This is a genomic window from Streptomyces sp. 4F14, assembly GCF_048159485.1.
GTDB lineage: Bacteria > Actinomycetota > Actinomycetes > Streptomycetales > Streptomycetaceae > Streptomyces.
Genome location: NZ_JBLRVY010000038.1, coordinates 61,868 through 83,608, shown reverse-complemented (window position 1 = coordinate 83,608; position 21,741 = coordinate 61,868). Strand labels below are relative to the sequence as shown.

Genomic DNA, 21,741 nt, shown 5'->3' with positions numbered 1-21,741 from the left:
GCGCGGGATGACTTGCGGAACATCATCTTGGCACCCGGCCGCCCGGATCGGAGCCCGGGGGTCAACTCCGCACGAGACAGGGGCGTTTGGCGTCGAAGGTCCACTCCGGTACGAGATACCGCATCCCTACGGCGTCGTCGCGCCCCGCGAGCCCGTGCTCCGCGTACAGCGCCTCGGCGGCGGCCAGCCGCTCCCGGTCGAGGGTGACGCCGAGACCGGGCGCGTCCGTCACCGCGACCTCCCCGGCGACGATGCGCGGCGGCTCGACGGTGAGGCGCTCCAGGCCCTCCTGCCAGATCCAGTGCGTGTCCAGGGCGTTGTACTCGCCGGGCGCGGCGGCCCCGCAGTGCGCCATCATCGCCAGCGAGACGTCGAAGTGGTTGTTGGAGTGGCAACCCCACGTCAGGCCCAGGGAGTTGCAGAGCTGGGCGACCCGCACCGAGCCGGCCATCGTCCAGAAGTGCGGGTCGGCCAGCGGGATGTCGACCGAGCCGAGCGCGAGCGCGTGGGTGAGCTGGCGCCAGTCGGTGGCGATCATGTTCGTGGCCGTCGGCAGCCCGGTCGCCCGGCGGAACTCCGCGAGGATCTCCCGCCCCGAGAACCCGCCCTCGGCGCCGCACGGGTCCTCGGCGTACGCGAGCGTCCCGCGCAGCGGACGGCACAGCTCGACCGCCTCCGCCAACGACCAGGCCCCGTTGGGATCGAGGGTGATCCGCGCCTCGGGGAAGCGCTGTTTGAGTGCCCGTACGGCCTTCACCTCCTCCGAGCCCGCCAGCACACCCCCCTTCAGCTTGAAGTCCCGGAACCCGTACAGCGCGTACGCCGCCTCCGCCTGGCGCACGACCGCCTCCGGCGTGAGCGCCTCCTCGCGGCGGACGCGGTACCACTCGACCTCGGCGTCCTTCTCCCGGACGTACGGCAGGTCGGTGCGGTCCGGGTCGCCGACGTAGAAGAGGTAGCCGAGGACCCGTACGGCGTCCCGCTGCTTGCCGTCGCCGAGGAGGGCCGCGACCGGGACCTCCAGGTGTTGGCCGAGGAGGTCCAGGAGCGCCGACTCGATCGCCGTGACGGCGTGGACGGTGGTGCGCAGGTCGAAGGTCTGCTCGCCGCGGCCGTGGGCGTCGCGGCCGGCGAAGGTCTCGGAGACGGCGCGCAGGACACGCTTGTGGTCGCCCAACTCCGTTCCGACGACGAGGGGTTCGGCGTCGCGCAGGGTCTGGGTGATGGCCTCGCCGCCCGGGACCTCGCCCAGGCCGACGTGGCCGGCGGAGTCCTCGACGACCAGGATGTTGCGGGTGAAGAAGGGGGCGTGGGCGCCGGAGAGGTTCAGGAGCATCGAGTCGTGGCCCGCGACGGGGTGCACGGAGTAGCGGGTGACGACGGGCTGGGGCATCTGGTTCCTAACGGGGTCGGTTTCTTGCGGAGGGCCGGTCAGAGGGTGTCGAGGGCCAGTTCGAGCAGCAGCGTGCCGCCCAGGCCCAGGATCGCGAGGACCGTCGTGTACGTCGTCCGCGCCTTGATCGCCTGGACGACCGACAGGTTGAAGTACTCCTTGAACATCCAGAAGCCCGGGTCGTTCACATGGGAGAACGCGATCGAGCCGCAGGAGACGGCGAGGACCATGATCTCGGCGTGCACGCCGCTGCCCGCGACCAGCGGGAGGACGACGCCGGAGGCGGTGACGACGGCGACCGTCGCCGAGCCGAGCGCGACGCGCAGGATCGCGGCGACCAGCCAGGCCAGGATGATCGGGGAGATCGACCAGCCGTCGGTGGCGTCCTTGATGTAGTCGGATATCCCGCCCTCCACCAGGACCTGCTTGAACGCGCCGCCCGCACCGATCACCAGCAGGATCATCGCCATCGCCTGCGCGGCGCCCCGGCAGGACGCGCTGACCTCCTCCAGGCTGCGCCCGATGCGCGGCCCGAACGCCCAGATCGCCACGAGCAGCGTGAGCAGCAGGGCGACCGGCGCGGAACCGATGAACTCGACGGTGTGGACGAGGCCGGATTCGGCGTCGGTGGCCATGTCGGTGACGGCGGCGCCCGCGATGAGCACGACCGGCAGCAGGGCGACCGCCAACGACCAGTCCAGGCCCGGGAGTTCGTCCTCCTCGAAGACCTTGTCGCTGACCAGGCCGGTCGGCACGGTCGGGTTCATCGCGCGCACGAACGGCAGGCGGGGCCACAGCAGGGCGATGGCCGCGCCGATCGGGACGGCGATGAACAGGCCGTAGAACAGGGTGAGTCCGACGGACGCGTGGAAGGTCGCGGCGACGGCCGTCGGGCCCGGGTGCGGGGGCAGGAAGCTGTGCATCGTCGACAGGGCGATCGACATCGGCAGGCCGACCCACAGGAGGTTCGCGCCGGTGACGCGGACGAGCGTGAACGCGACCGGCACGATGATGACGAACGCGACCTCGTAGAACATCGTGACGCCGATCAGCATCGCCGTCAGCACCATCGCGACCTGCACCCAGCGGGGCCCGCAGATGTCGAGGAGCCGGCCCGCGATCCGTTGCGCGGCGCCCGAGTCGCCCATCACCCGGCCGACCATCGCGCCGAGTCCGATGGTCAGCATCGTGTCGCCGATCTGGCCGCCGAGGCCGTCCGCGAGGACGTCCGGGATGGTCGCGACGGGGATGCCTCTGACCAGCGCGACGCCTACGGCTACCAGGAGGAGGGCGGCGAAGCCGTTGAGCTTCAGCCTCGTCATGAGGAAGAGGAGGACCAGGACGCTGATCCCGACGACCACGAGCGGCATGTGCAGTTCCCCTATCGATGGAGACGCTGGCAAGTCCCGTCTGTGTCCAGAAGTGTCTATGTCCTGAGACGAAGGTTAAGTATGTGGACGGGAGTTATCAATGAGTCTGCACGGACGGGAGGGGAGATCGGTTCATGCCGCAGGCGGCGCGGAAACGGTCCGCCGCCCGTTCCCTACCGGTCGGTCACTTCTGGATTAGGCTGGGATCATGCCCTCCGCTCGCCGCACCGCCCGCCAGGCGGACCTGCTGGAACGCCTCGTCACGCTGGTCACGGCGGAGGGGTTCGCCGATCTCACCCTGGACGATCTCGCGGTGCGGCTGCGGTGCTCGAAGACGACGCTCTACCAACTGGCGCGCAGCAAACAGGGGTTGGTCGTCGAGGCCGTCAAGCACTACTTCCGCGGGGCCACCGAGGCGGTCGAGAAGCGGGTCGGGCAGACCGCCGACCCGGCCGACCGGGTGCGCGTCTACCTGACGGCCGTCGCCGAGCAACTGCGGCCCCTGTCCCGCCGGTTCGTCGACGACGTGGCCGACTTCCCGCCCGCCCGCGAGGTGTACGAGGCGAACACGCGGTGGGCCTCGGAGCGGGTGCGGCAGCTGATCGCCGACGGGGTGGAGCACGGCGCGTTCAGGGACGTGCACGCCGGGTTCGTGGGGGAGGTGGCGGCGGCGACCATGCGGCAGATCCAGGGGGGTGAGCTGAAGGCGCGGACGGGGTTGTCGGACGCGGAGGCGTACGAGCAGCTCGCGTCGCTGATCGTGCACGCGGTGTCGTCGTAAGGATCACAAGAAACGGAACCGCTGTCGCCGTACGCCCCTGTCGCGTACTGTTAACGATACGCAGGTACTCGTTCCAGTATCGTTTTCGTCCCGGGGAGGACCCCGTGCCCGCCACTCGCGCCCTGCCCACCGAGGAAGCCCTCGAACTGGTCCGGCTCACGCGGCTGCTCGCCGCCAAGGAGCTGGCGCCGCGTGTCGCCGATGCGGAGGCGGAGGCGGAGTTCCCGAGGGACGTGTTCCGTACGCTCGGCCGCAGCGGGCTGCTCGGGCTGCCGTTCCCCGAGGGGGACGGCGGGGCGGGGCAGCCGTACGAGGTGTATCTCCAGGTCCTCGAAGAGGTCGCCGCCGTCTGGTCGAGCGTCGCCGTCGGGATCTCCGTGCACGCCCTGTCCTGCTTCCCGCTGGCCCGGTTCGGGGCGGACGAGCAGCGCGCCGAGTGGCTGCCGGAGCTGCTCGGCGGGGAGCTGCTGGGCGCGTACTGCCTCTCCGAGCCGCACGCCGGGTCGGACCCGGCGGCGATGCGGACGCGCGCGGTGCGCGACGGCGACGAGTACGTCATCAACGGCGCCAAAGCCTGGACCACGCACGGCGGTTACGCCGACTTCTACACCGTCATGGCGCGCACCTCCGACGACCGCACGCACGGCATCTCCTGCTTCCTCGTCCCGGCCGGCACCCCGGGGCTGAGCGCCGATCCGCCGGAGCGCAAGATGGGGCTGACCGGGTCGGCGACCGCGACGATGCGGTTCGACGACGTCCGCGTACCCGTCTCGCGGCGGATCGGGGAGGAGGGGCAGGGCTTGCGGATCGCGCTCGCCTCGCTGGACTGCGGACGCCTCGGGATCGCCGCCGTCGCGACCGGCCTCGCGCAAGGGGCCCTCGACCACGCCGTGCGGTACGCGCGCGAGCGCGAGACGTTCGGCAAGCCGATCATCGAGCACCAGGGGCTCGCGTTCGTCCTCGCGGACATGGGGGCCGCCGTGGAGTCCGCGCGCGCGACGACCCTGTCCGCGGCCCGGCTCAAGGACCAGGGGCTGCCGTTCACCAGCGAGGCGTCCGTCGCGAAGCTCGTCGCCACCGACAACGCGATGAAGGTGACCACCGACGCGGTCCAGGTCCTCGGCGGGTACGGCTACACGCGGGACTTCCCCGTCGAGCGGTACATGCGCGAGGCCAAGGTCATGCAGATCTTCGAAGGAACCAACCAGATCCAGCGCATGGTCATCTCGCGTGCGCTCGACCGGAGCGAGGGCGGTGCGCTCACCGTCCTCGGCAAGGAGTGAGAATGCAGCTCGCCGACACCGCCGCGCTCGTCACGGGCGGGGCGTCCGGACTCGGTGCCGCGACCGCGAAGGCGTTCGCCGGGGCCGGGGCGCGGGTGTTCGCCGTCGACCTGAAGTCCGCGACCGACGGCGCCCCCGAGGTGCCCGGGGTGACGTACGTCCCCGCCGACGTCACCGACCCCGAGCAGGTGGCCGCCGCCGTCGCCGCCGCGTCCGGGGCGGGCGTACCCCTGCGGGCCGTCGTCAACTGCGCCGGGATCGGGCCGTCCATGCGGATCCTGGGCAAGAAGGGCGTCCACGATCTCGCGCTGTACGCGAAGGTGATCCAGATCAACCTGGTGGGGACCTTCAACGTGCTGGCCCTCGCCTCCGAGGCCATCGCGCAGACCGAGGCGGACTCCGACGGGCAGCGCGGGGTGATCGTCAACACCGCGTCGATCGCCGCGTACGACGGGCAGGTCGGGCAGGCCGCGTACGCCTCGTCCAAGGGGGGCGTCGTCGGGCTCACGCTGCCCGCCGCCCGCGATCTCGCGCAGTACGGGATCCGGGTGTGCACGATCGCGCCGGGCATCGTCGACACGCCGATGATGGGGACGGTCTCCGAGGAGTTCCGTACGTCGCTCGCGGCCGGCGTGCCGTTCCCGCACCGGTTCGCCTCGCCGGAGGAGTACGCGAAGCTGGCGTTGGCGATTGTGGACCATGACTACTTGAACGGGGAGACGATCCGGATGGACGGGGCGTTGAGGATGGCGCCGCGGTAGGTGGTTTTGCGGGTGCGGGTTCGCTGCGGCTGGTCGCGCGGTTCCCCGCGCCCCTGAAAGACTGGGGTGCCGTTGTTGGTCGGCTTTCCGTCTATGCCCGTACCAGTAGTTGGAAGTCGAACGCGTACCGGGACGCCCTGTAGATGTGCGTCCCGTACTCCACCGCTCGGCCCGTGTCGTCGTACGCCGTGCGCTGCATCGTCAGTAGTGCGGCGCCCGGGGATTCGTCGAGGAGCTCCGCCTCGGCCGGAGTCGCCGCGCGGGCGCCGATCGTCTGGTGGGCGCTGTGGAGGGTGATGCCGGCCGTGCGGAACATGGTGTAGAGGCCGGTGGCTTCGAGGTGGGGGGTGGAGAGGTCGAGGAGGCTTTGGGGGAGGTAGTTGGAGAGGTAGGCCACCGGCTGGCCGTGGGTCGCGCGGAGGCGTTCGATGTGGGTGATCATGCTGCCTTCGGGGACGGCGAGGGCGGCGGCCACGTCGGCGGGTGCGGGGAGGGTCTCGTTGCGGACGACCACGGTGGTGGGGCCCTGGCCCGCGGCGGCGAGGTCGTCGTACAGGCTGCTCAGTTCGAGGGGGCGCTTGACCTGGCTGTGCACGACCTGTGTGCCGACGCCTCTGCGGCGTACGAGGAGCCCTTTGTCGACGAGGGACTGGATCGCCTGGCGGACCGTGGGGCGGGAGAGGCCGAGGCGGGTGGAGAGGTCGATCTCGTTGCCGAGGAGGTTGCCGGGGGCGAGCGTGCCGTGCTCGATCGCCGACTCCAGCTGCTGGGCGAGCTGGTAGTACAGCGGGACGGGGCTGCCGCGGTCCAGCGCGAAGTGCACCGCGTCCAGCGCGGAGGCGGACACGGTACGGGCCCGCTCGCCGGTCTTCGGCATGCGAGGCACCTCCTCGGGGGTAGAGATCGGCTCCGGAGTGTGCGTTCCTCAGGTGTAGGTCCCGGCAGCCGTCCGTGTCAATGATTTGTTCTTACATTCGGACCTGTTACTGAAATGATGTCTTAACAAACTATTGACACCGGGTTCGGCAGGGGATTTGATCCCGTCCCAACAGCGCAGCGTCCGCACAGTGAGGTGCCGGAAAGATGGACAGTGCAACGTCAGCCCGCTCCCGCAGATTCGTCCCGGTCGTGGCCCTCGCCGCCGCCGCGGCACTGACCATCGCGGGGTGCTCCAGCAGTTCCGGCGGCAAGAAGGCCGACGAGGACACCTCGTCCGGCGCCTCCGCCGGCAAGGCCACCACCGCCCGGATGAAGGTCGCCTTCGTCACCCACGCTCCCCCCGGCGACACCTTCTGGGACACCGTCCGCAAGGGTGCCGAGGCCGCCGCGGCGAAGGACAACATCGAACTCGTCTACTCCCACGACCCGATCGCCGGCAACCAGGCCAACCTGGTCCAGAACGGCATCGACCAGAAGGTCGACGGCATCGCCGTCACGCTGGCGAAGCCGGACGCGCTCAAGGGCGTCATCGCCAAGGCGAAGGCGGCCGGGATACCCGTCGTCGGCCTCAACTCCGGCCTCAGCGACTGGAAGAAGCTCGGTCTCCTCGAATTCTTCGGGCAGGACGAGTCCGTCGCGGGCGAGGCGTTCGGCAACCGCCTCAACACCGACGGCGCGAAGAAGGTCGTCTGCGTCGTCCACGAGCAGGGCAACGTGGGTCTCACCCAGCGCTGCGACGGCCTGAAGAAGACCTTCAAGGGCACCACCGAGATCCTCAACGTCAACGGCACCGACATGCCGTCCGTGCAGTCCACCATCACCGCCAAGCTCCGCCAGGACAGCGCGATCGACCACGTCGTCACGCTCGGCGCCCCCTTCGCGCTGACCGCCGTGAAGTCGGTCTCCGAGGCCGGGTCCAAGGCGAAGGTCGCGACCTTCGACCTCAACAAGGAACTCGTCAAGGCGGTCCAGGGCGGCACGATCGAGTTCGCCGTCGACCAGCAGCCGTACCTCCAGGGCTACTTGGCGGTCGACGGACTGTGGCTCTACAAGAACAACGGCAACTCCAGCGGCGGCGGCGAGCAGGCCGTGCTGACCGGTCCCGCGTTCGTCGACAAGACCAACGTCGAGAAGGTCGCCGAGTACGCCGCGAAGGGCACGCGCTGATGAGTACGGCCCAACTGGCGCCCCCCGCACAGGACAAGGACGGGCGCACAGCCGAACGGCCGATCGTCATCCGGGTGTTGGCGCGTCCCGAGGTGGGGGTGTTCCTCGGTGCGGCGGCGGTGTTCGTGTTCTTCCTGATCGCGGCGCCGACGCTGCGGGACGGCGGGTCGATGGCGACGGTCCTGTACCAGTCGTCGACGATCGGGATCATGGCCCTGCCGGTCGCGCTGCTGATGATCGGCGGCGAGTTCGACCTCTCGTCCGGTGTCGCGGTGATCTCCTCCGCGCTCACCGCGTCGATGCTCAGCTACCAACTCACCATGAACGTATGGGTCGGTGTGGTCGTCGCGCTGATCGTCTCGCTCGCGGTGGGGTTCCTGAACGGGTGGATGGTCGTCAAGACCGGACTGCCCAGCTTCCTCGTCACCCTCGGCACGTTCCTGATCCTCCAGGGCGTGAACCTGGCCGTGACGAAGCTGGTCACGGACAACGTCGCGACCAACGACATCAGCGACATGGACGGCTTCGACCAGGCCCGCAAGGTCTTCGCGTCCTCGTTCGACGTCGGCGGTGTCGAGGTGAAGATCACCGTGGTGTGGTGGCTCGTCTTCGCCGTGCTGGCGACGTGGGTGCTGCTGCGGACCAAGTTCGGCAACTGGGTCTTCGCCGTCGGCGGCAACAAGGAGTCCGCCCGCGCCGTCGGTGTCCCGGTGAACTTCACGAAGATCACCCTGTTCATGGCCGTCGGGTTCGGCGCCTGGTTCATCGGCATGCACAACCTGTTCTCCTTCAACACCGTGCAGTCGGGTGAGGGGGTCGGGCAGGAGCTGATCTACATCGCGGCGGCCGTCATCGGCGGGTGTCTCCTGACCGGCGGGGCCGGTTCGGCGATCGGCCCGGTCTTCGGGGCGTTCATGTTCGGCATGGTCCAGCAGGGCATCGTCTACGCCGGCTGGAACCCCGACTGGTTCAAAGCCTTCCTCGGCGTCATGCTCCTCGGCGCCGTCCTCATCAACCTGTGGATCCAGCGCACGGCCACCCGGAGGTGACTTCCATGACGACCGAAGGAACACACGGGGCGATCCTCCAGGACGCCCCGACCGGGAACGGCGCGATCGTCGAACTCCGCGGTGCGGGCAAGGCGTACGGCAACATCCGTGCCCTGCACGGCGTCTCCCTCGCCGTGCACCCCGGCAAGGTCACCTGCGTCCTCGGGGACAACGGTGCCGGAAAATCCACGCTGATCAAAATCATCTCCGGCCTCCACCAGCACACCGAGGGCGAGTTCCTCGTCGACGGGGAGGCGGTGCGGTTCTCGACTCCGCGTGACGCTCTGGCGCGGGGCATCGCGACCGTCTACCAGGACCTCGCCACCGTCCCGTTGATGCCGGTGTGGCGGAACTTCTTCCTCGGCTCCGAGATGACCAAAGGCCCCTGGCCCGTACGGCGGCTGGACATCGAGCGGATGAAGAAGACCGCCGACGAAGAACTCCGCAACATGGGCATCGTCCTCGACGACCTCGAACAGCCCATCGGCACGCTCTCCGGCGGCCAGCGGCAGTGTGTCGCCATCGCGCGCGCCGTGTACTTCGGAGCGCGCGTGCTGATCCTGGACGAGCCGACCGCCGCGCTCGGGGTGAAGCAGTCCGGCGTGGTCCTCAAGTACATCGCCGCCGCCCGCGACCGGGGACTCGGCGTCATCTTCATCACCCACAACCCCCACCACGCCTACATGGTCGGCGACCACTTCAGCGTCCTGCGCCTGGGGACGCTGGAGTTGAGCGCGGCGCGCAGTGAGGTCAGCCTTGAGGAGCTGACGAACCATATGGCCGGCGGGGCCGAACTCGCTGCTCTCAAGCACGAGTTGGCGCAGGTCCGTGGCGTGGACGTCGATGAGCTGCCGGACAGCGTGACTTCGGGGGAGGGGACGTGACTCTGGACCGCATCCGGGTCGGGTCCGCCCCCGACTCCTGGGGTGTCTGGTTCCCCGACGACCCGGCGCAGGTGCCGTGGGAACGGTTCCTGGACGAGGTCGCCGGGGCCGGGTACTCCTGGATCGAGTTGGGGCCGTACGGCTATCTCCCCACCGACCCCGCGCGGTTGGCGGAGGAGGTCGCCCGGCGGGAGCTGAAGGTGTCCGCCGGGACCGTCTTCACCGGCATGCACCGGGGGCCCTCCGTCTGGGAGTCGACCTGGGAGCACGTCAGCCAGGTCGCCGCGCTCACCCAGGCCATGGGCGCCGAGCACCTCGTCGTCATCCCCTCCTTCTGGCGCGACGACAAGACCGCCGAACTCCTCGAACCCGCCGAGCTGACCGCCGCCCAGTGGGCCCACCTCACCAAGGGCATGGAACGCCTGGGACACGAGGTCAAGGAGACGTACGGGCTCGACATCGTCGTCCATCCGCACGCCGACACCCACCTCGACACCGAGGACCACGTCGAGCGGTTCCTCGACTCGACCGACGGCGAACTCGTCAACCTGTGCCTCGACACCGGGCATTACGCGTACTGCGGCGGTGACAGCGTCAAGCTGATCGAGACGTACGGGGAGCGGATCGGGTACCTGCATCTCAAGCAGGTCGACCCCGAGATCCTCGCCGACGTGCGGGCGAAGGGCACACCGTTCGGACCGGCCGTCGCGCAGGGCGTGATGTGCGAACCTCCGTCCGGGATACCGGAGTTGGGGCCCGTACTGGAAGCCGCTGGGCGCCTCGGGGTCGAGTTGTTCGCGATCGTCGAGCAGGACATGTACCCGTGCGAACCCGACCGGCCCTTGCCGATCGCCGTACGCACCCGGCAGTTCCTGCGCTCCTGCGGGGCTTAGCCTGCACACATGGAGATCGTCATACCGCTGGAAGCCGGCTCCTCGGGGCCGGCTTCCGCGTTGTCGCTGCGGCCCTGGCAGCGGTCCGACGCGCCGGCCCTGTTGGCCGCCGCACAGGACCCCGCGCTGCGGCACTGGACCAGCCTGGACCTCAACGGCGAGGCAGATGCCGGGCGTTGGCTCGACGAGCAGCGGCAGGGGTGGGAGAGCGGGGAGCGGCTGGCCTTCGCCGTCGTGGGGGAGCGGGGCGGGCTTCTCGGGCAGGTGGTGCTGAAGCGTCCGTCGGCCGCGGCGGGTGAGGTCGGGTACTGGACGGCTGCGGAGGCCCGGGGGCGGGGGATCGCCTCCGGCGCCCTGCAAGGGCTCACGGAATGGGCGTTCTCCCGCCACGCGTCCCTGGAGCGGCTGGAGTTGATCCATCAGGTGGACAACGCGGCGTCCTGCCGGGTGGCGGCCAAGTGCGGGTACGGGCTTGAGACGACGTTGCCCGCGCAGCCGCCGGCGTATCCGCTGGACGGGCATCTGCATGTACGGGCGCGGAGTTGACGCGACCCGGTGTCAGGAGAGCGACTGGGTGAACACGGTCGTCGGCTGACATGGTGAACCCCAACGGCCGGTGGAACGCGATCGACCCCGAGTCCCCCCGGTACTGGTGATCGCCTTCAACCGCACGGCGTACTCGTCCGGCACCACACCGGCGTTGACCCACCGACCGCGTACGGCTCCCGTGAGGTCTTCGGCGGTCGCGAGGGCGTCGAGCGGGTCGTCTGCCGTCGCGACCGGACGTCCGAACTCCTCGTAGCGGAGACCGGGACGCCCCTGCGGAACGACGGGCCCGAGGAACTGCTCGACCGGCCGCCCTCGTCGGACGTCACGAAGGCCGACGTCTGGGCTGTTCTGGAGTTCCTGTTGGCGCGGTGAGATGCGCAGGAGCGGGAGCACGGCGGTTCCACGGACGAGCACGGGATCGCCGAGGCCCTCGCGGAGGTCGTGTCCCGTCTGGTGCTGGGGGTCGACGCGGAGATCCGGGCCCCGGGGCAGCGCCGTTTCCGTGGCCGTCCGGGGCGGGTGCACCTGCCGGCTCCGCCGATGACCGAGGCCGAGCGGCTCGCCGACGAGAAGCAGCGGCTCGGCCGGGTCGCGGAGTACTGGAATCACTTGTGCGGTGCGCTGCGGCCCTGGCGGGAGAGCGAGGGGTACGACCTGGCCCGGTGGCACCGGGTGACCTTCCTCGACGCGGCTGCCGAGGCCGAGTACCGGCGTCGTGCCGACGAAGCCGGACTCCGGTGAGGCGTCGGCGGTGCCGTACGACACCGCCGTATCGCCCCTGCGCCTCAGGCGCCCCGGACCTCCGCGATCGTCACCGGGCGGTGCTCCTGGAGGGACAGGGTGCACGCGTCCGCGATCCAGCCCGCCTCCAGGGCGTCCTCGATGGTGCAGGGGGACGGGCGGGTGCCCGCGACGACCTCGGTGAAGGCGGTCAGTTCGGCGCGGTACGCCTCTGTGAAGCGGTCCATGAAGAAGTCGTGGGGGGTGCCGGAGGGGAAGGTGACGCCGGGTTCGACCGAGCGGAGGGGGAGTTTGTCCTCCAGGCCGACCGCGATGGAGTCGGTGAAGCCGTGGATCTCCATGCGGACGTCGTAACCGCGGCCGTTGTGGCGGGAGTTGGAGACGACGGCGATGGTGCCGTCGTCGAGGGTCAGCACAGCGCCGGTCGTGTCGGCGTCGCCCGCGGCCTTGATGTAGTCGGCGCCCCGGTTGCCGCCGACGGCGTACACCTCGGTGACCTCGCGGCCCGTCACCCAGCGGATGATGTCGAAGTCGTGGACGGAGCAGTCGCGGAAGATGCCGCCGGACGCGGCGACGTACGCGGCGGGCGGCGGCGCCGGGTCGAGGGTGGTGGAGCGGACCGTGTGGAGCGTGCCCAGCTCACCCGCCTGGACGGCCGCGCGCGCGGCGACGAAACCGGCGTCGAAACGGCGGTTGTAGCCGATCTGGATGGGTACGCCGCTGCCCTGGACGGCCTTGAGGACCTCGACGCCTTCAGCCATCGTCTTCGCGACCGGCTTCTCGCAGAAGACGGGGATGCCGGCCTCGACGCCCGCACGGATCAGCGCCGGGTGCGCGTCGGTCGCGGCGGCCACGACGATGCCGTCCACGCCCGCCGCGAGCAGCGCCTCGGGCGAGTCGACGACGTCCCCGCCGAACTTCTCGGCGGCGGCCTTCGCGGCGTCGGCGTACGGGTCGGTGAGGACGAGGGAGTCGACGGCGTCGAGTCCGGAGAGGGTCTCGGCGTGGAAGGCGCCGATGCGGCCGAGGCCGAGGATTCCGATACGCATGGGGGTGCAGCTCCTAAAGGGTGGTGCAGAAACAGGGGGATTAGTCGAGGCCGCCCAGGACGTTCTGGTCCCAGTCGATCACCGAACCGGTCACCACGCCCGACCGGTCGGACAGCAGCAGGACGACGAAGTCGGCGATCTCGTCGGGCTGGCCCAGCTTGCCCATCGGCAGCTTCGCGGACGCCTCCGCGAGCCAGCCGTCCTCGGCGCCGTGGAAGGCCCGCTGGGTGGCGTCCTCGCCCTCGGTGGCCGTCCACCCGATGTTGAGGCCGTTGATCCGGACCCGGTCCCACCGGTGCGCGTGCGCGGCGTTGCGGGTCAGCCCGATGAGGCCCGCCTTGGCGGCGACGTACGGCGCGAGGAAGGGCTGACCGCCGTGCGCGGACGAGGTGATGATGTTGACGACCGTGCCGGGTTCGCCCCGCGACACCATGTCGGCGACGGCCGCCTGCATCGCGAAGAACGGCCCCTTGAGGTTGATCGCGATGTGCGCGTCGAACAGCTCGGGCGTCGTGTCGAGGAGCGTGCCGCGCGAGGTGAGGCCCGCCGAGTTGACGAGGCAGTCGACACGGCCGTACACGTCGACGACCGTACCCACCGCGGCCTTGGCCTGTGCGGCGTCGGAGAGGTCGGCGCGGACGTACAGGGCGTCGGGACCCAGTTCGGCGGCCAGTGCCTCGCCTACCTCCGGGCGGCGCCCGGTCACGGCGACCTTCGCGCCCTCGCGCACGCACGCGCGGGCGATCGCCGCCCCCACGCCCTGGCTGCCGCCGTTGACGAGGACGACCTTGTCCTTGAGGAGTGTCATGCCGGTCCTTTCAGCTCTCGCGCCGTACGGCGCCGGCCCGCAGCGCGTCGCGCAGGGTCCGGGTGGTCCAGCCCTCGGCGAGCGCGCGGCGGACGACGTCGGCCTGCGAGGGCGGGGCCATGCCGTCGACCGGCGGGTCGCGGTCGAGGTTGGTGGGGAAGGCGTAGCCCTCGGCGCTCGCGGCGATCACCCGCTCCACCCAGCCGGGGTCGTCGGCGTGCTGGAGGAGCGCCGGGTAGACGGCGTTCGCGACGGCCTCCCGGTCGACGGTCTCCATGGCCCGCCCGAACGGCGACGACACCTGGAGCAGGTTCGCGATCCGCCGTACGTCGAGGGTGCGGTTGGTGCCGGCCGCGTGGAACACCGCCGGGTTGAAGAACACCGCGTCCCCCTTGGCCAGCGGCAACTGGACGTGGTGTTCCTTGAAGTACGCCTGGAACTCCGGCCGGTGCCACGCCAGATACCCGGGGATGTATGTGTGGGAGTACGGCAGGTACAGCGTCGGCCCCGACTCCACCGGCATGTCGCAGTGCGCGACGGCGCCCTGGAGGGTGAGGACGGCCGACAGGCGCTGGACGTGCTCCGGGTAGGCGGCGACGGCCTGCGCCGACAGGAACCCCAGGTGGTAGTCGCGGTGCGCGGTCTGCGCGGCCCCGCCCGGGTTGACGACGTTGACCTGCGAGGTGATCTGGTAGCCGGGGCCCAGCCAGGCGCCCGAGACGAGGGCGACGACGGGGTTCGCGTAGTAGTCGGCGAACGCGGACGGGTCGTACAGGGCGGCCTTCTCCAGCGCGTTCCACACGCGCTCGTTGGCGCCCGGCTTCGCGAAGTGGTCGCCCGCGGGGGCCTCGGCCGCGCGCTGCTCGTTGATGAGGGCCTCGAACACCGAGGTCAGGCGGTCGACGACGGCCGTGTCGGGGAAGGCGCGGCGGAACAGGACGATGCCGGGGCCGTCGGTGAGCGCGCGCACCAGCTCGGGAGGCTCCGGGAGGTCCTCGCTGTCGTACACGAGGACGTTGTCCTCGACCGTACGCGCGCGCGGGTAGTCGGCGGGGTCCGTGGTGCGCTCGACGAGCGCGCGGAAGGCGTCCAGGTCGCAGTCCTGGTCGGTCAGCCAGGCGGCAGGCGCGGAGGCTTCGGGCCGGGTTTCGGGTGTGAAGGACATCCTCGTCCTTTCGGTGCACAGGAGGGCGACTCGGGACACGTGGTGCTGCGACTCTGTCATTGTTGTCAGCACAAACCCCTCGAACAACTGGCAGCGGGCCATCAAAAACCCCTCAAGGACCGCCGTCGGTGAGGTCTTAGGAGTCAGCTGTGGGCCACCCCTTCCCGATCCGCGAGATCGCCCGCCAGGCGGGGCTCAGCGAGGCCACCGTCGACCGCGTCCTCAACGGCCGCGGCGGCGTCCGCGCCTCCACCGAGCAGGAGGTACGGCGGGCCATCGCCGACCTCGACCGGCAGCGCACCCAGGTCCGCCTGGTCGGGCGGACCTTCATGCTGGACATCGTCATGCAGGCCCCCGAACGGTTCACGACGGCCGTACGCGCCGCCCTGGAGGCCGAACTCCCCGCCCTGCACCCGGCGGTCCTCCGCTCCCGTTTCCACTTCCGAGAGACCGGCCCGGCGCGCGAGACCGTCACCGCCCTGGAGCGCATCGCCCGGCGCGGCTCCCAGGGCGTCATCCTCAAGGCCCCCGACGCGCCCGAGGTCACCGACGCCGTCGGCCGCCTCGTCGACGCGGGCATCCCCGTCGTCACCCTCGTCACCGACCTCCCCGCGAGCGCGCGCCTGGCGTACGTCGGCATCGACAACCGGGCCGCCGGGGCCACCGCCGCGTACCTGATGGGCCAGTGGCTCGGCGAACGGCCCGGGAACGTCCTCACCAGCCTCAGCAGCGGGTCGTTCCGCAACGAGGAGGAGCGGGAGATGGGGTTCCGCAGCGTGATGCGGGCACGGCATCCCGCGCGGGCGCTGGTCGAGATCACCGAGGGGCAGGGGCTGGACGCGACGCAGTACGAGCTGGTGCGGGCCGCGCTGGAGCGGGATCCCGAGGTGCGCGCGGTGTACTCCATCGGGGGCGGGAACAACGCGACGCTCCAGGCGTTCGCGGATCTCGGGCGGGAGTGCGCGGTGTTCGTCGCGCACGACCTGGACCAGGACAACACGCGGCTGCTGCGGGAGCAGCGGATCTCCGCGGTCCTGCACCACGATCTGCGGCAGGACATGCGGGAGGCGTGTCATACCGTCATGCGCGCGCAGGGGGCGCTGCCGCCGGCGGGGCCGGTGCTGCCGTCGGCGATCCAGGTCGTGACGCCGTACAACATGCCGGTGGGGGTGAAGGTGTAGGTCGCATGGGGAGCGCCGATTGGCTCTTGTCGGATTATCGACCGATGTCGTCGTCCGGCTCCATGTCCACCCAGCCCCGGGTCTCCGCCGACCTTGCCATGGCGTCCAGGACAGTCGCACTGCGCACAGCGTCCGCGAGAGTGGTCCCGTACGGAGTCCCCTCCGCCACGGACCGGAGGAAACGGTACGCCTCGATCACCTTGAGGTCGTCGTACCCCATCGCGTTCGCCGCCCCCGGCTGGAACGCCGCGAACTCGCCGTCCCCGGGGCCGACGTAGACCGTGCTGACGGGCTGGTCCTGGTACGACGTACCGGTGCTCACGCGCAGCTCGTTCATGCGGCGGAAGTCCCACAGGACGGCGCCCTTCGTGCCGTGCACCTCGAAGCCGTAGTTGTTCTGCTCGCCGACGGACACCCGGCACGCTTCGAGCACCCCGCGCGCGCCCGAGGCGAAGCGCAGCAGGCAGCTGACGTAGTCCTCGTTCTCGACGGGACCCAGAACGCCGCCGGAGGCAAGCTGGTGGCCTGCCGTCGCGCCTGTGGGACGCGCGCGCTGGGGCACGAACACGGCCGTGTCGGCGGTCAGCGAGACGATGTCGCCCAGCAGGAAGCGCGCCAGGTCGGCGCCGTGCGAGGCGAGGTCGCCCAGTACCCCGCTGCCGCCGCGCTCACGCTCGTACCGCCAGGTGAGGGCGCCGTCCGGATGGGCCGCGTAGTCGCTGAAGAGCCGTACGCGCGCGTGGGTGACGTCTCCGATCTCGCCGGAGGCGATGAGGTGGCGCGCCTTCTCGACGGCGGGGGCGTTGCGGTAGTTGAAACCGACCGCCCCCTGGACGCCCGCCTTCGCCACCGCGTCGGCCACCGCGCGCGCGTCGCGCGAGGTGAGCCCCACCGGCTTCTCGATCCAGATGTGCTTGCCGGCCTCGGCCATCGCCACGCCGATCTCGCGGTGCAGGAAGTTCGGGGCGGTGATGCTCACCGCGTGCACGCGCGGGTCGGCGGCGATGTCCCGCCAGTCCCGGGTGGCCGAGGCGAAGCCGTACCGGTCGGCGGCCTCTTGCGCGCGCCCGGGGACCTCCTCGGCGACGGTCACCAGGCGCGGGCGGACCGTCAGGCCGGGGAAGTGGTGCGGCACGCGCGCGTACGCCTGCGTGTGGACGCGGCCCATCCAGCCGAATCCGATGACGGCGATACCCAGGTCGGTCACGGCAGCAGCCCCTCTTTGGACCGGTCCACAAACTGTCCACGCCACCCTGGGGGCGTGGGGGTGCGGCTGTCAAGGGGCGAGGGGGCTGGTGTCCAGGGGGCTCGCGCGCGGCCGTTTCCGGCTTTGACAACGGGTCGGGCGGATGGAACGGTCCACGCATGAGACCGCCCACCATCCGTGACGTCGCCGACCGGGCCGGGGTGTCCAAGTCGCTGGTCTCCCTCGTGCTGCGCGGTGCGCCCCAGGTCCGGCCCGAGAAGCGGGAAGCCGTGCTGGCGGCGATGCGCGAACTCGGCTACCGGCCCAACGCCGCCGCGCGCAGCCTGAGCGAACAGCGCACGCGTACGGTCGGGGTGCTGCTCAACGACCTGCGCAATCCCTGGTACGTCGATCTCCTCGACGGGCTCAACTCGCTGCTGCACGCGAGCGGGCTGCACATGCTCCTCGCCGACGCGCGGCTGAACCGGCGGGTCGGGCAGGACCTCGCGGATCCGTTCCTCGCCCTCCAGGCGGACGGACTCGTCGTGGTCGGCACTTTCCCCGAGGGGACCGCTCTCGACGCCGTGGCGGGGCGTATGCCGGTCGTCGTGGCCGGTGCGCGGGAGGCGGTGCCGGCCGGGGTGGACGTCGCCGCCGCCGACGACGAGGTGGGGGGCCGGCTCGCGACCGAGCATCTGCTGTCGCTCGGGCACCGGCGGATCGCGCACATCGCCGGGTACGGGGCCGTGGGGGAGCTGCGGCGGGGTGGGTACGAGGCCGCCATGCGCGCGCACGGGGTGGATCCGGCGGGGCTCGGGCTCGTCGAGGCGAGCGACATGACCGAGGAGGGCGGGTACCGGGCGACCGTGCGGCTGTTGAGCCGTGCCGGGCGGCCGTCCGCCGTGTTCGCCGTCAACGACATCGTGTGTGTGGGGGTGCTGTCGGCGGCCGAGGAGATGGGGGTGCGGGTGCCGGGGGAGTTGTCGGTGGTGGGGTACGACAACACGAGTATTTCGCGGCTGCGGCATCTGTGGCTGACGACCGTGGATCCGGCCGGGCGGGAAGTGGGACGGGAGGCGGCTCGGTTCCTGTTGTCGCGACTTGAGGGGGAGCGGGGGGAGGGGCGGGTGCGGTTGGCGGTGCCGGTGCTGGAGCGGCGGGGGAGCACGGCTGCTCCGCCTCGGGCGGCCTCCAGCTAGAGCGGCTGTCCCGCCAAAGTGGGCGACGAAATTGTTGACAATTCTGTCGGGCTAGATTTACGTTCGACAGGCACTCACTTCAGGGAGGGCGACGATGCCTCAAGGAGCCGGCCCGAGCAGCGGCGAGCAGGCCAAGCAGCACGCGCTCGCGCAGTTGCGACAGGCGATCCTGCACGGCGAGATGGCACCGGCCCAGCGGCTGGTCGAGAACGAACTCGCCGAGCGGTTCGGTGTCACCCGGGCCAGCATCCGCGCGGCGCTCATCGACCTCGAAGCGCAGGGACTGGTGGAGCGGATCCGCAACCGGGGTTCCCGGGTACGGGTCGTCTCCGTCGAGGAGGCCGTCGCCATCACCGAGTGCCGCATGGTCCTCGAAGGACTGTGCGCGGCGAAGGCGGCCACCCTCGCGACCGACGAGCAGATCGGCGAACTCAAGGACATCGGCACGGCGATGACCAAGGCCGTCGCCGACGGCGAACCGCTCACCTACTCCGACCTCAACCACGAACTGCACGCCCGCGTACGGGAGTTCTCCGGCCAGCGCACGGCCGTCGAACTCCTGGAGCGGCTCAACGCCCAACTCGTGCGCCACCGCTTCCAGTTGGCGCTGAGGCCGGGGCGCCCCCAGCGCTCCCTGAACGAACACCTGGCGATGATCGAGACGATCGAGGCCAGGGACCCGCAGGCGGCCGAGACGGCCGTCCGCGCCCACCTCGCGAGCGTGATCGAGGCGCTGAGCGACTGAACCCGCGCCGGGGTGGGCGCTCCTGTCACGTGAACAGCCCAAGGAGTTCCCCCTGTGAACCAGCCCGCCGCGCCCCCTCGTTCGACCCTCGTCGTCACCGCCCACGCCGGGGATTTCGTCTGGCGCGCGGGCGGTGCTGTCGCCCTGGCCGCCTCGCGAGGGGAGAAGGTGACCATCGCCTGTCTCACCTACGGCGAGCGCGGCGAGTCCGCGAAGGCATGGCGCGAGGGCAGGACCCTGGACGAGATCAAGGAGTTGAGGCGCACCGAGGCCGAGCGCGCGGCCGCCGTCCTCGGTGCCGAGATCCACTTCTACGACGCCGGCGACTACCCTCTGCTGCCCACAGGGGAGTTGACGGACCGTCTGGTCGAGCTGTACCGCGCGGTACAGCCGGACGTCGTCCTCACCCACCCCGCCGAGGACCCCTACAACGGTGACCACCCCGCCGCCCACCGCATGGCGATGGAGGCCCGCGTCCTCGCCCAGGCCATCGGCTACCCCGGACCCGGCGAGATCATCGGCGCCCCGCCCGTCTTCTACTTCGAGCCCCACCAGCCGGAGTTGAGCAACTTCAGGCCCGAAGTCCTCCTCGACATCACGGCGGTGTGGGACACGAAACGCAAGGCCATGGAGTGCCTCGCCGCCCAGCAGCACCTGTGGGCCTACTACACCGACCTCGCCGTCCGCCGGGGCGTCCAGCTCAGGCGCAACGCGGGACCCAACCTCGGCCTCGCCCACGACACCATGGCCGAGGCGTACATGCGGCCCTTCCCGCAGATCGCGAAGGAGCTGGCGTGAGCGGCGTCATCGTCACCGGCCCGCCGAAGGCCGCGATCGAGGACGTCGACGCGCTGGCTCGCTTCGGCGTCGCCACGGTCGGCGAGGCGATGGGGCGAACCGGCTTGCTGGGTACGGGAATCCGGCCCGTCCAGCAGGGTGTGCGGGTCGCCGGGACCGCTGTCACCGTCCTGTCCTGGCCCGGCGACAACCTCATGATCCACGCGGCGGTCGAGCAGTGCGCTCCCGGCGACCTCCTCGTCGTCACCACCACCTCCCCCTGCACCGACGGCCTGTTCGGTGAGCTCTTCGCAACCGCCCTCCAGCGCAGGGGTGTTCGTGGGCTCGTCAGCAACGCCGGGATCCGCGACACCCGGGAACTCCGCGCGATGGGCTTCCCGGCCTGGGCGCGGGCCGTCTCCGCGCAGGGCTCGGTCAAGGCGACCGGCGGCTCGGTCAACGTCCCCGTCGCCGTCGACGGGCAGGTGATCCACCCCGGTGACGTGATCCTCGCCGACGACGACGGCGTGGTCGTCGTCCCTCGACGCCGCGCCCGCGAGGTCGTTGCCGCCTCCGAGGCTCGTGAGGAGAAGGAGGCCCGCACACGTGCCGCCTTCCTCGACGGCCAACTCGGGCTGGACCGGTACGGGTTGCGGGAGAAGCTGGAGCGACTCGGCGTGGAGTACCGGACGTACGAGGAGTACGCGGCCGGGGAGGAGGCGTGAGCCCCGGTCCTGACTTCGGCGACGGCGTGCGCTGCCTGCTCATGCGGGGCGGCACCTCCAAGGGCGCCTACTTCCTCGCCGGCGACCTTCCCGCCCAACCCGCCGCGCGCGACGCCCTGTTGCTCCGCGTCATGGGGAGCCCCGACCCCCGTCAGATCGACGGCCTCGGCGGCGCCCACCCCCTCACCAGCAAGGTCGCGATCGTCTCCCGGTCCGCCTCGCCGGACGCCGATGTCGACTACCTCTTCCTCCAAGTCGCCGTGGAAGAACCGGAAGTGAGTGACCATCAGAACTGCGGGAACATCCTTGCCGGGGTCGGGCCCTTCGCCGTCGAGCGGGGGCTCGTCGCGGCCGGGGAGGCGGAGACCGCCGTACGCATCCGGATGGTCAACTCCGGTGATCTCGCTACGGCGACCTTCCCCACGCCCGGTGGGCGGGTGCGGTACGGCGGGGACGTGGGGATCGCGGGGGTGCCCGGGACCGCCGCGCCGGTGTCGGTCGAATTCCCGTGCGGTGCGGGGCCGTTGCTGCCGACCGGCCGGGTGCGGGACGTCATCGGTGGGACGCCGGTGACCTGTGTCGACAACGGGATGCCGACGGTGCTGGTCGCCGCCGCCTCGCTCGGGGTCAGCGGGTACGAGTCGCCGGGGGAGCTGGAGGGGGATGCCGCGCTTGCCGGGCGGCTTCGTGAAGTACGGCTGGCAGCAGGCGAGTTGATGGGGCTGGGGGACGTCTCCGGGGCGACCGTGCCGAAGGTGACGTTGCTGTCGCTGCCGAGGTTCGGGGGCGCGGTGAGCACACGGACGTTCATTCCGGTGCGGTGCCACACCTCGATCGGGGTGCTGGGGGCGGCGAGCGTGGCGGCGGGGCTCGGGCTGGCCGGGGGAGTGGGGGAGACGGTCGCGCCCGGGGCCGTCGTACCGAGCGGAGGCACCCGCCTCCGTATCGAACACCCCACCGGACACCTCGACATAGAGACCACCCTCGCCACCACCCCCGAAGGGCTGCCCGCCGCGCGTCGCACCGCGATCGTGCGGACGGCGCGCAAGATCTTCGACGGGACCGTGTTCCCCGCACCCGCCTGACCTCCCCCAAG

The 21,741-nt window shown here is 70.9% G+C and carries 23 protein-coding genes; 15 read left to right on the top strand and 8 right to left on the bottom strand.

Going from position 1 to position 21,741, the window contains the following annotated elements; genetic code table 11:
• Window positions 1–61: 61 nt before the first annotated feature.
• Together ACLZOT_RS43555 and ACLZOT_RS43550 are read right to left on the bottom strand one after the other, a co-directional pair.
• On the bottom strand, window positions 62–1,393 hold the full coding sequence (locus ACLZOT_RS43555; RefSeq protein WP_416974779.1) for an enolase C-terminal domain-like protein: 1,332 nt from the start codon (window positions 1,391–1,393) through the stop codon (window positions 62–64).
• A gap of 38 nt (window positions 1,394–1,431) precedes the next feature.
• The gene (locus ACLZOT_RS43550; protein ID WP_416974778.1) at window positions 1,432–2,763 is read right to left on the bottom strand and encodes a gluconate:H+ symporter; all 1,332 of its coding nucleotides are present in this window, start codon (window positions 2,761–2,763) and stop codon (window positions 1,432–1,434) included.
• A 208-nt stretch (window positions 2,764–2,971) separates the two neighbouring features.
• Between ACLZOT_RS43550 and ACLZOT_RS43545 the strand changes: the two genes are divergently transcribed.
• The 3 genes from ACLZOT_RS43545 (at window position 2,972) to ACLZOT_RS43535 (ending at window position 5,588) form a co-directional block, all read left to right on the top strand.
• Window positions 2,972–3,544, top strand: coding sequence for a TetR/AcrR family transcriptional regulator (locus ACLZOT_RS43545; protein WP_416974777.1), 573 nt, complete (start codon window positions 2,972–2,974; stop codon window positions 3,542–3,544).
• A 104-nt stretch (window positions 3,545–3,648) separates the two neighbouring features.
• On the top strand, window positions 3,649–4,827 hold the full coding sequence (locus tag ACLZOT_RS43540; RefSeq protein WP_416974776.1) for an acyl-CoA dehydrogenase family protein: 1,179 nt from the start codon (window positions 3,649–3,651) through the stop codon (window positions 4,825–4,827).
• A 2-nt stretch (window positions 4,828–4,829) separates the two neighbouring features.
• On the top strand, window positions 4,830–5,588 hold the full coding sequence (locus ACLZOT_RS43535; protein ID WP_416974775.1) for an SDR family NAD(P)-dependent oxidoreductase: 759 nt from the start codon (window positions 4,830–4,832) through the stop codon (window positions 5,586–5,588).
• A 91-nt stretch (window positions 5,589–5,679) separates the two neighbouring features.
• Here ACLZOT_RS43535 and ACLZOT_RS43530 read toward each other — a convergent pair whose 3' ends face one another.
• Window positions 5,680–6,465: a GntR family transcriptional regulator gene (locus ACLZOT_RS43530; protein ID WP_416974774.1), complete on the bottom strand. Its 786-nt coding sequence runs from the start codon at window positions 6,463–6,465 to the stop codon at window positions 5,680–5,682.
• A 206-nt stretch (window positions 6,466–6,671) separates the two neighbouring features.
• On the opposite strand from ACLZOT_RS43530, the gene ACLZOT_RS43525 reads away from it, so the two are divergent.
• The 5 genes from ACLZOT_RS43525 to ACLZOT_RS43505 are packed head-to-tail and all read left to right on the top strand — an operon-like array spanning window position 6,672 to window position 11,066.
• The gene (locus ACLZOT_RS43525; RefSeq protein WP_416974773.1) at window positions 6,672–7,694 is read left to right on the top strand and encodes a sugar ABC transporter substrate-binding protein; all 1,023 of its coding nucleotides are present in this window, start codon (window positions 6,672–6,674) and stop codon (window positions 7,692–7,694) included.
• Window positions 7,694–8,743, top strand: coding sequence for an ABC transporter permease (locus ACLZOT_RS43520; RefSeq protein ID WP_416974772.1), 1,050 nt, complete (start codon window positions 7,694–7,696; stop codon window positions 8,741–8,743). The genes ACLZOT_RS43525 and ACLZOT_RS43520 overlap by 1 nt, the downstream gene beginning before the upstream one ends.
• A gap of 5 nt (window positions 8,744–8,748) precedes the next feature.
• Entirely contained in the window at window positions 8,749–9,627 is an 879-nt protein-coding gene (locus ACLZOT_RS43515) for an ATP-binding cassette domain-containing protein (RefSeq protein WP_416974771.1), read from the top strand.
• On the top strand, window positions 9,624–10,520 hold the full coding sequence (locus tag ACLZOT_RS43510; RefSeq protein WP_416974770.1) for a sugar phosphate isomerase/epimerase family protein: 897 nt from the start codon (window positions 9,624–9,626) through the stop codon (window positions 10,518–10,520). Before ACLZOT_RS43515 ends, ACLZOT_RS43510 begins: the two co-directional genes overlap by 4 nt.
• Window positions 10,521–10,529: 9 nt before the next feature.
• Window positions 10,530–11,066, top strand: coding sequence for a GNAT family N-acetyltransferase (locus ACLZOT_RS43505; RefSeq protein WP_416974769.1), 537 nt, complete (start codon window positions 10,530–10,532; stop codon window positions 11,064–11,066).
• A 12-nt stretch (window positions 11,067–11,078) separates the two neighbouring features.
• Here the strand turns inward: ACLZOT_RS43505 and ACLZOT_RS43500 are convergent, their stop codons facing one another.
• A complete protein-coding gene (locus ACLZOT_RS43500; protein ID WP_416974768.1) occupies window positions 11,079–11,594 on the bottom strand; it encodes a hypothetical protein in 516 nt (171 codons plus the stop codon).
• 15 nt (window positions 11,595–11,609) lie between these two features.
• On the opposite strand from ACLZOT_RS43500, the gene ACLZOT_RS43495 reads away from it, so the two are divergent.
• A complete protein-coding gene (locus ACLZOT_RS43495) occupies window positions 11,610–11,810 on the top strand; it encodes a hypothetical protein (RefSeq protein WP_416974767.1) in 201 nt (66 codons plus the stop codon).
• Window positions 11,811–11,854: 44 nt separating this feature from the next.
• Here ACLZOT_RS43495 and ACLZOT_RS43490 read toward each other — a convergent pair whose 3' ends face one another.
• Genes ACLZOT_RS43490 through ACLZOT_RS43480 form a run of 3 tightly spaced genes read right to left on the bottom strand, consistent with a single transcriptional unit; the run spans window position 11,855 to window position 14,832 of the window.
• The gene (locus ACLZOT_RS43490; RefSeq protein ID WP_416974766.1) at window positions 11,855–12,859 is read right to left on the bottom strand and encodes a Gfo/Idh/MocA family oxidoreductase; all 1,005 of its coding nucleotides are present in this window, start codon (window positions 12,857–12,859) and stop codon (window positions 11,855–11,857) included.
• A 40-nt stretch (window positions 12,860–12,899) separates the two neighbouring features.
• A complete protein-coding gene (locus ACLZOT_RS43485) occupies window positions 12,900–13,667 on the bottom strand; it encodes an SDR family oxidoreductase (protein WP_416974765.1) in 768 nt (255 codons plus the stop codon).
• A gap of 10 nt (window positions 13,668–13,677) precedes the next feature.
• The gene (locus ACLZOT_RS43480; RefSeq protein WP_416974764.1) at window positions 13,678–14,832 is read right to left on the bottom strand and encodes a phytanoyl-CoA dioxygenase family protein; all 1,155 of its coding nucleotides are present in this window, start codon (window positions 14,830–14,832) and stop codon (window positions 13,678–13,680) included.
• Window positions 14,833–14,981: 149 nt separating this feature from the next.
• Between ACLZOT_RS43480 and ACLZOT_RS43475 the strand changes: the two genes are divergently transcribed.
• Entirely contained in the window at window positions 14,982–16,013 is a 1,032-nt protein-coding gene (locus ACLZOT_RS43475) for a LacI family DNA-binding transcriptional regulator (RefSeq protein ID WP_416974763.1), read from the top strand.
• Window positions 16,014–16,047: 34 nt separating this feature from the next.
• On the opposite strand, the gene ACLZOT_RS43470 is transcribed toward ACLZOT_RS43475, so the two are convergent.
• Complete coding sequence (locus ACLZOT_RS43470) at window positions 16,048–17,181, bottom strand: Gfo/Idh/MocA family protein (protein ID WP_416974807.1); 1,134 nt, start codon at window positions 17,179–17,181, stop codon at window positions 16,048–16,050.
• Window positions 17,182–17,378: 197 nt separating this feature from the next.
• Between ACLZOT_RS43470 and ACLZOT_RS43465 the strand changes: the two genes are divergently transcribed.
• The 5 genes from ACLZOT_RS43465 to ACLZOT_RS43445 all read left to right on the top strand — a co-directional run bounded on the left by ACLZOT_RS43465 (window position 17,379) and on the right by ACLZOT_RS43445 (window position 21,730).
• Window positions 17,379–18,398: a LacI family DNA-binding transcriptional regulator gene (locus ACLZOT_RS43465; protein ID WP_416974762.1), complete on the top strand. Its 1,020-nt coding sequence runs from the start codon at window positions 17,379–17,381 to the stop codon at window positions 18,396–18,398.
• Window positions 18,399–18,492: 94 nt separating this feature from the next.
• Window positions 18,493–19,143 carry a GntR family transcriptional regulator gene (locus ACLZOT_RS43460; RefSeq protein ID WP_416974761.1) on the top strand — a complete coding sequence of 217 codons (651 nt, stop codon included), beginning with the start codon at window positions 18,493–18,495 and terminating at the stop codon, window positions 19,141–19,143.
• 54 nt (window positions 19,144–19,197) lie between these two features.
• Window positions 19,198–19,941: a PIG-L deacetylase family protein gene (locus tag ACLZOT_RS43455; RefSeq protein WP_416974760.1), complete on the top strand. Its 744-nt coding sequence runs from the start codon at window positions 19,198–19,200 to the stop codon at window positions 19,939–19,941.
• A complete protein-coding gene (locus ACLZOT_RS43450; protein ID WP_416974759.1) occupies window positions 19,938–20,645 on the top strand; it encodes a 4-carboxy-4-hydroxy-2-oxoadipate aldolase/oxaloacetate decarboxylase in 708 nt (235 codons plus the stop codon). Before ACLZOT_RS43455 ends, ACLZOT_RS43450 begins: the two co-directional genes overlap by 4 nt.
• A 41-nt stretch (window positions 20,646–20,686) precedes the next feature.
• Window positions 20,687–21,730, top strand: coding sequence for a 4-oxalomesaconate tautomerase (locus ACLZOT_RS43445; protein WP_416974806.1), 1,044 nt, complete (start codon window positions 20,687–20,689; stop codon window positions 21,728–21,730).
• Window positions 21,731–21,741 lie beyond the last annotated feature (11 nt).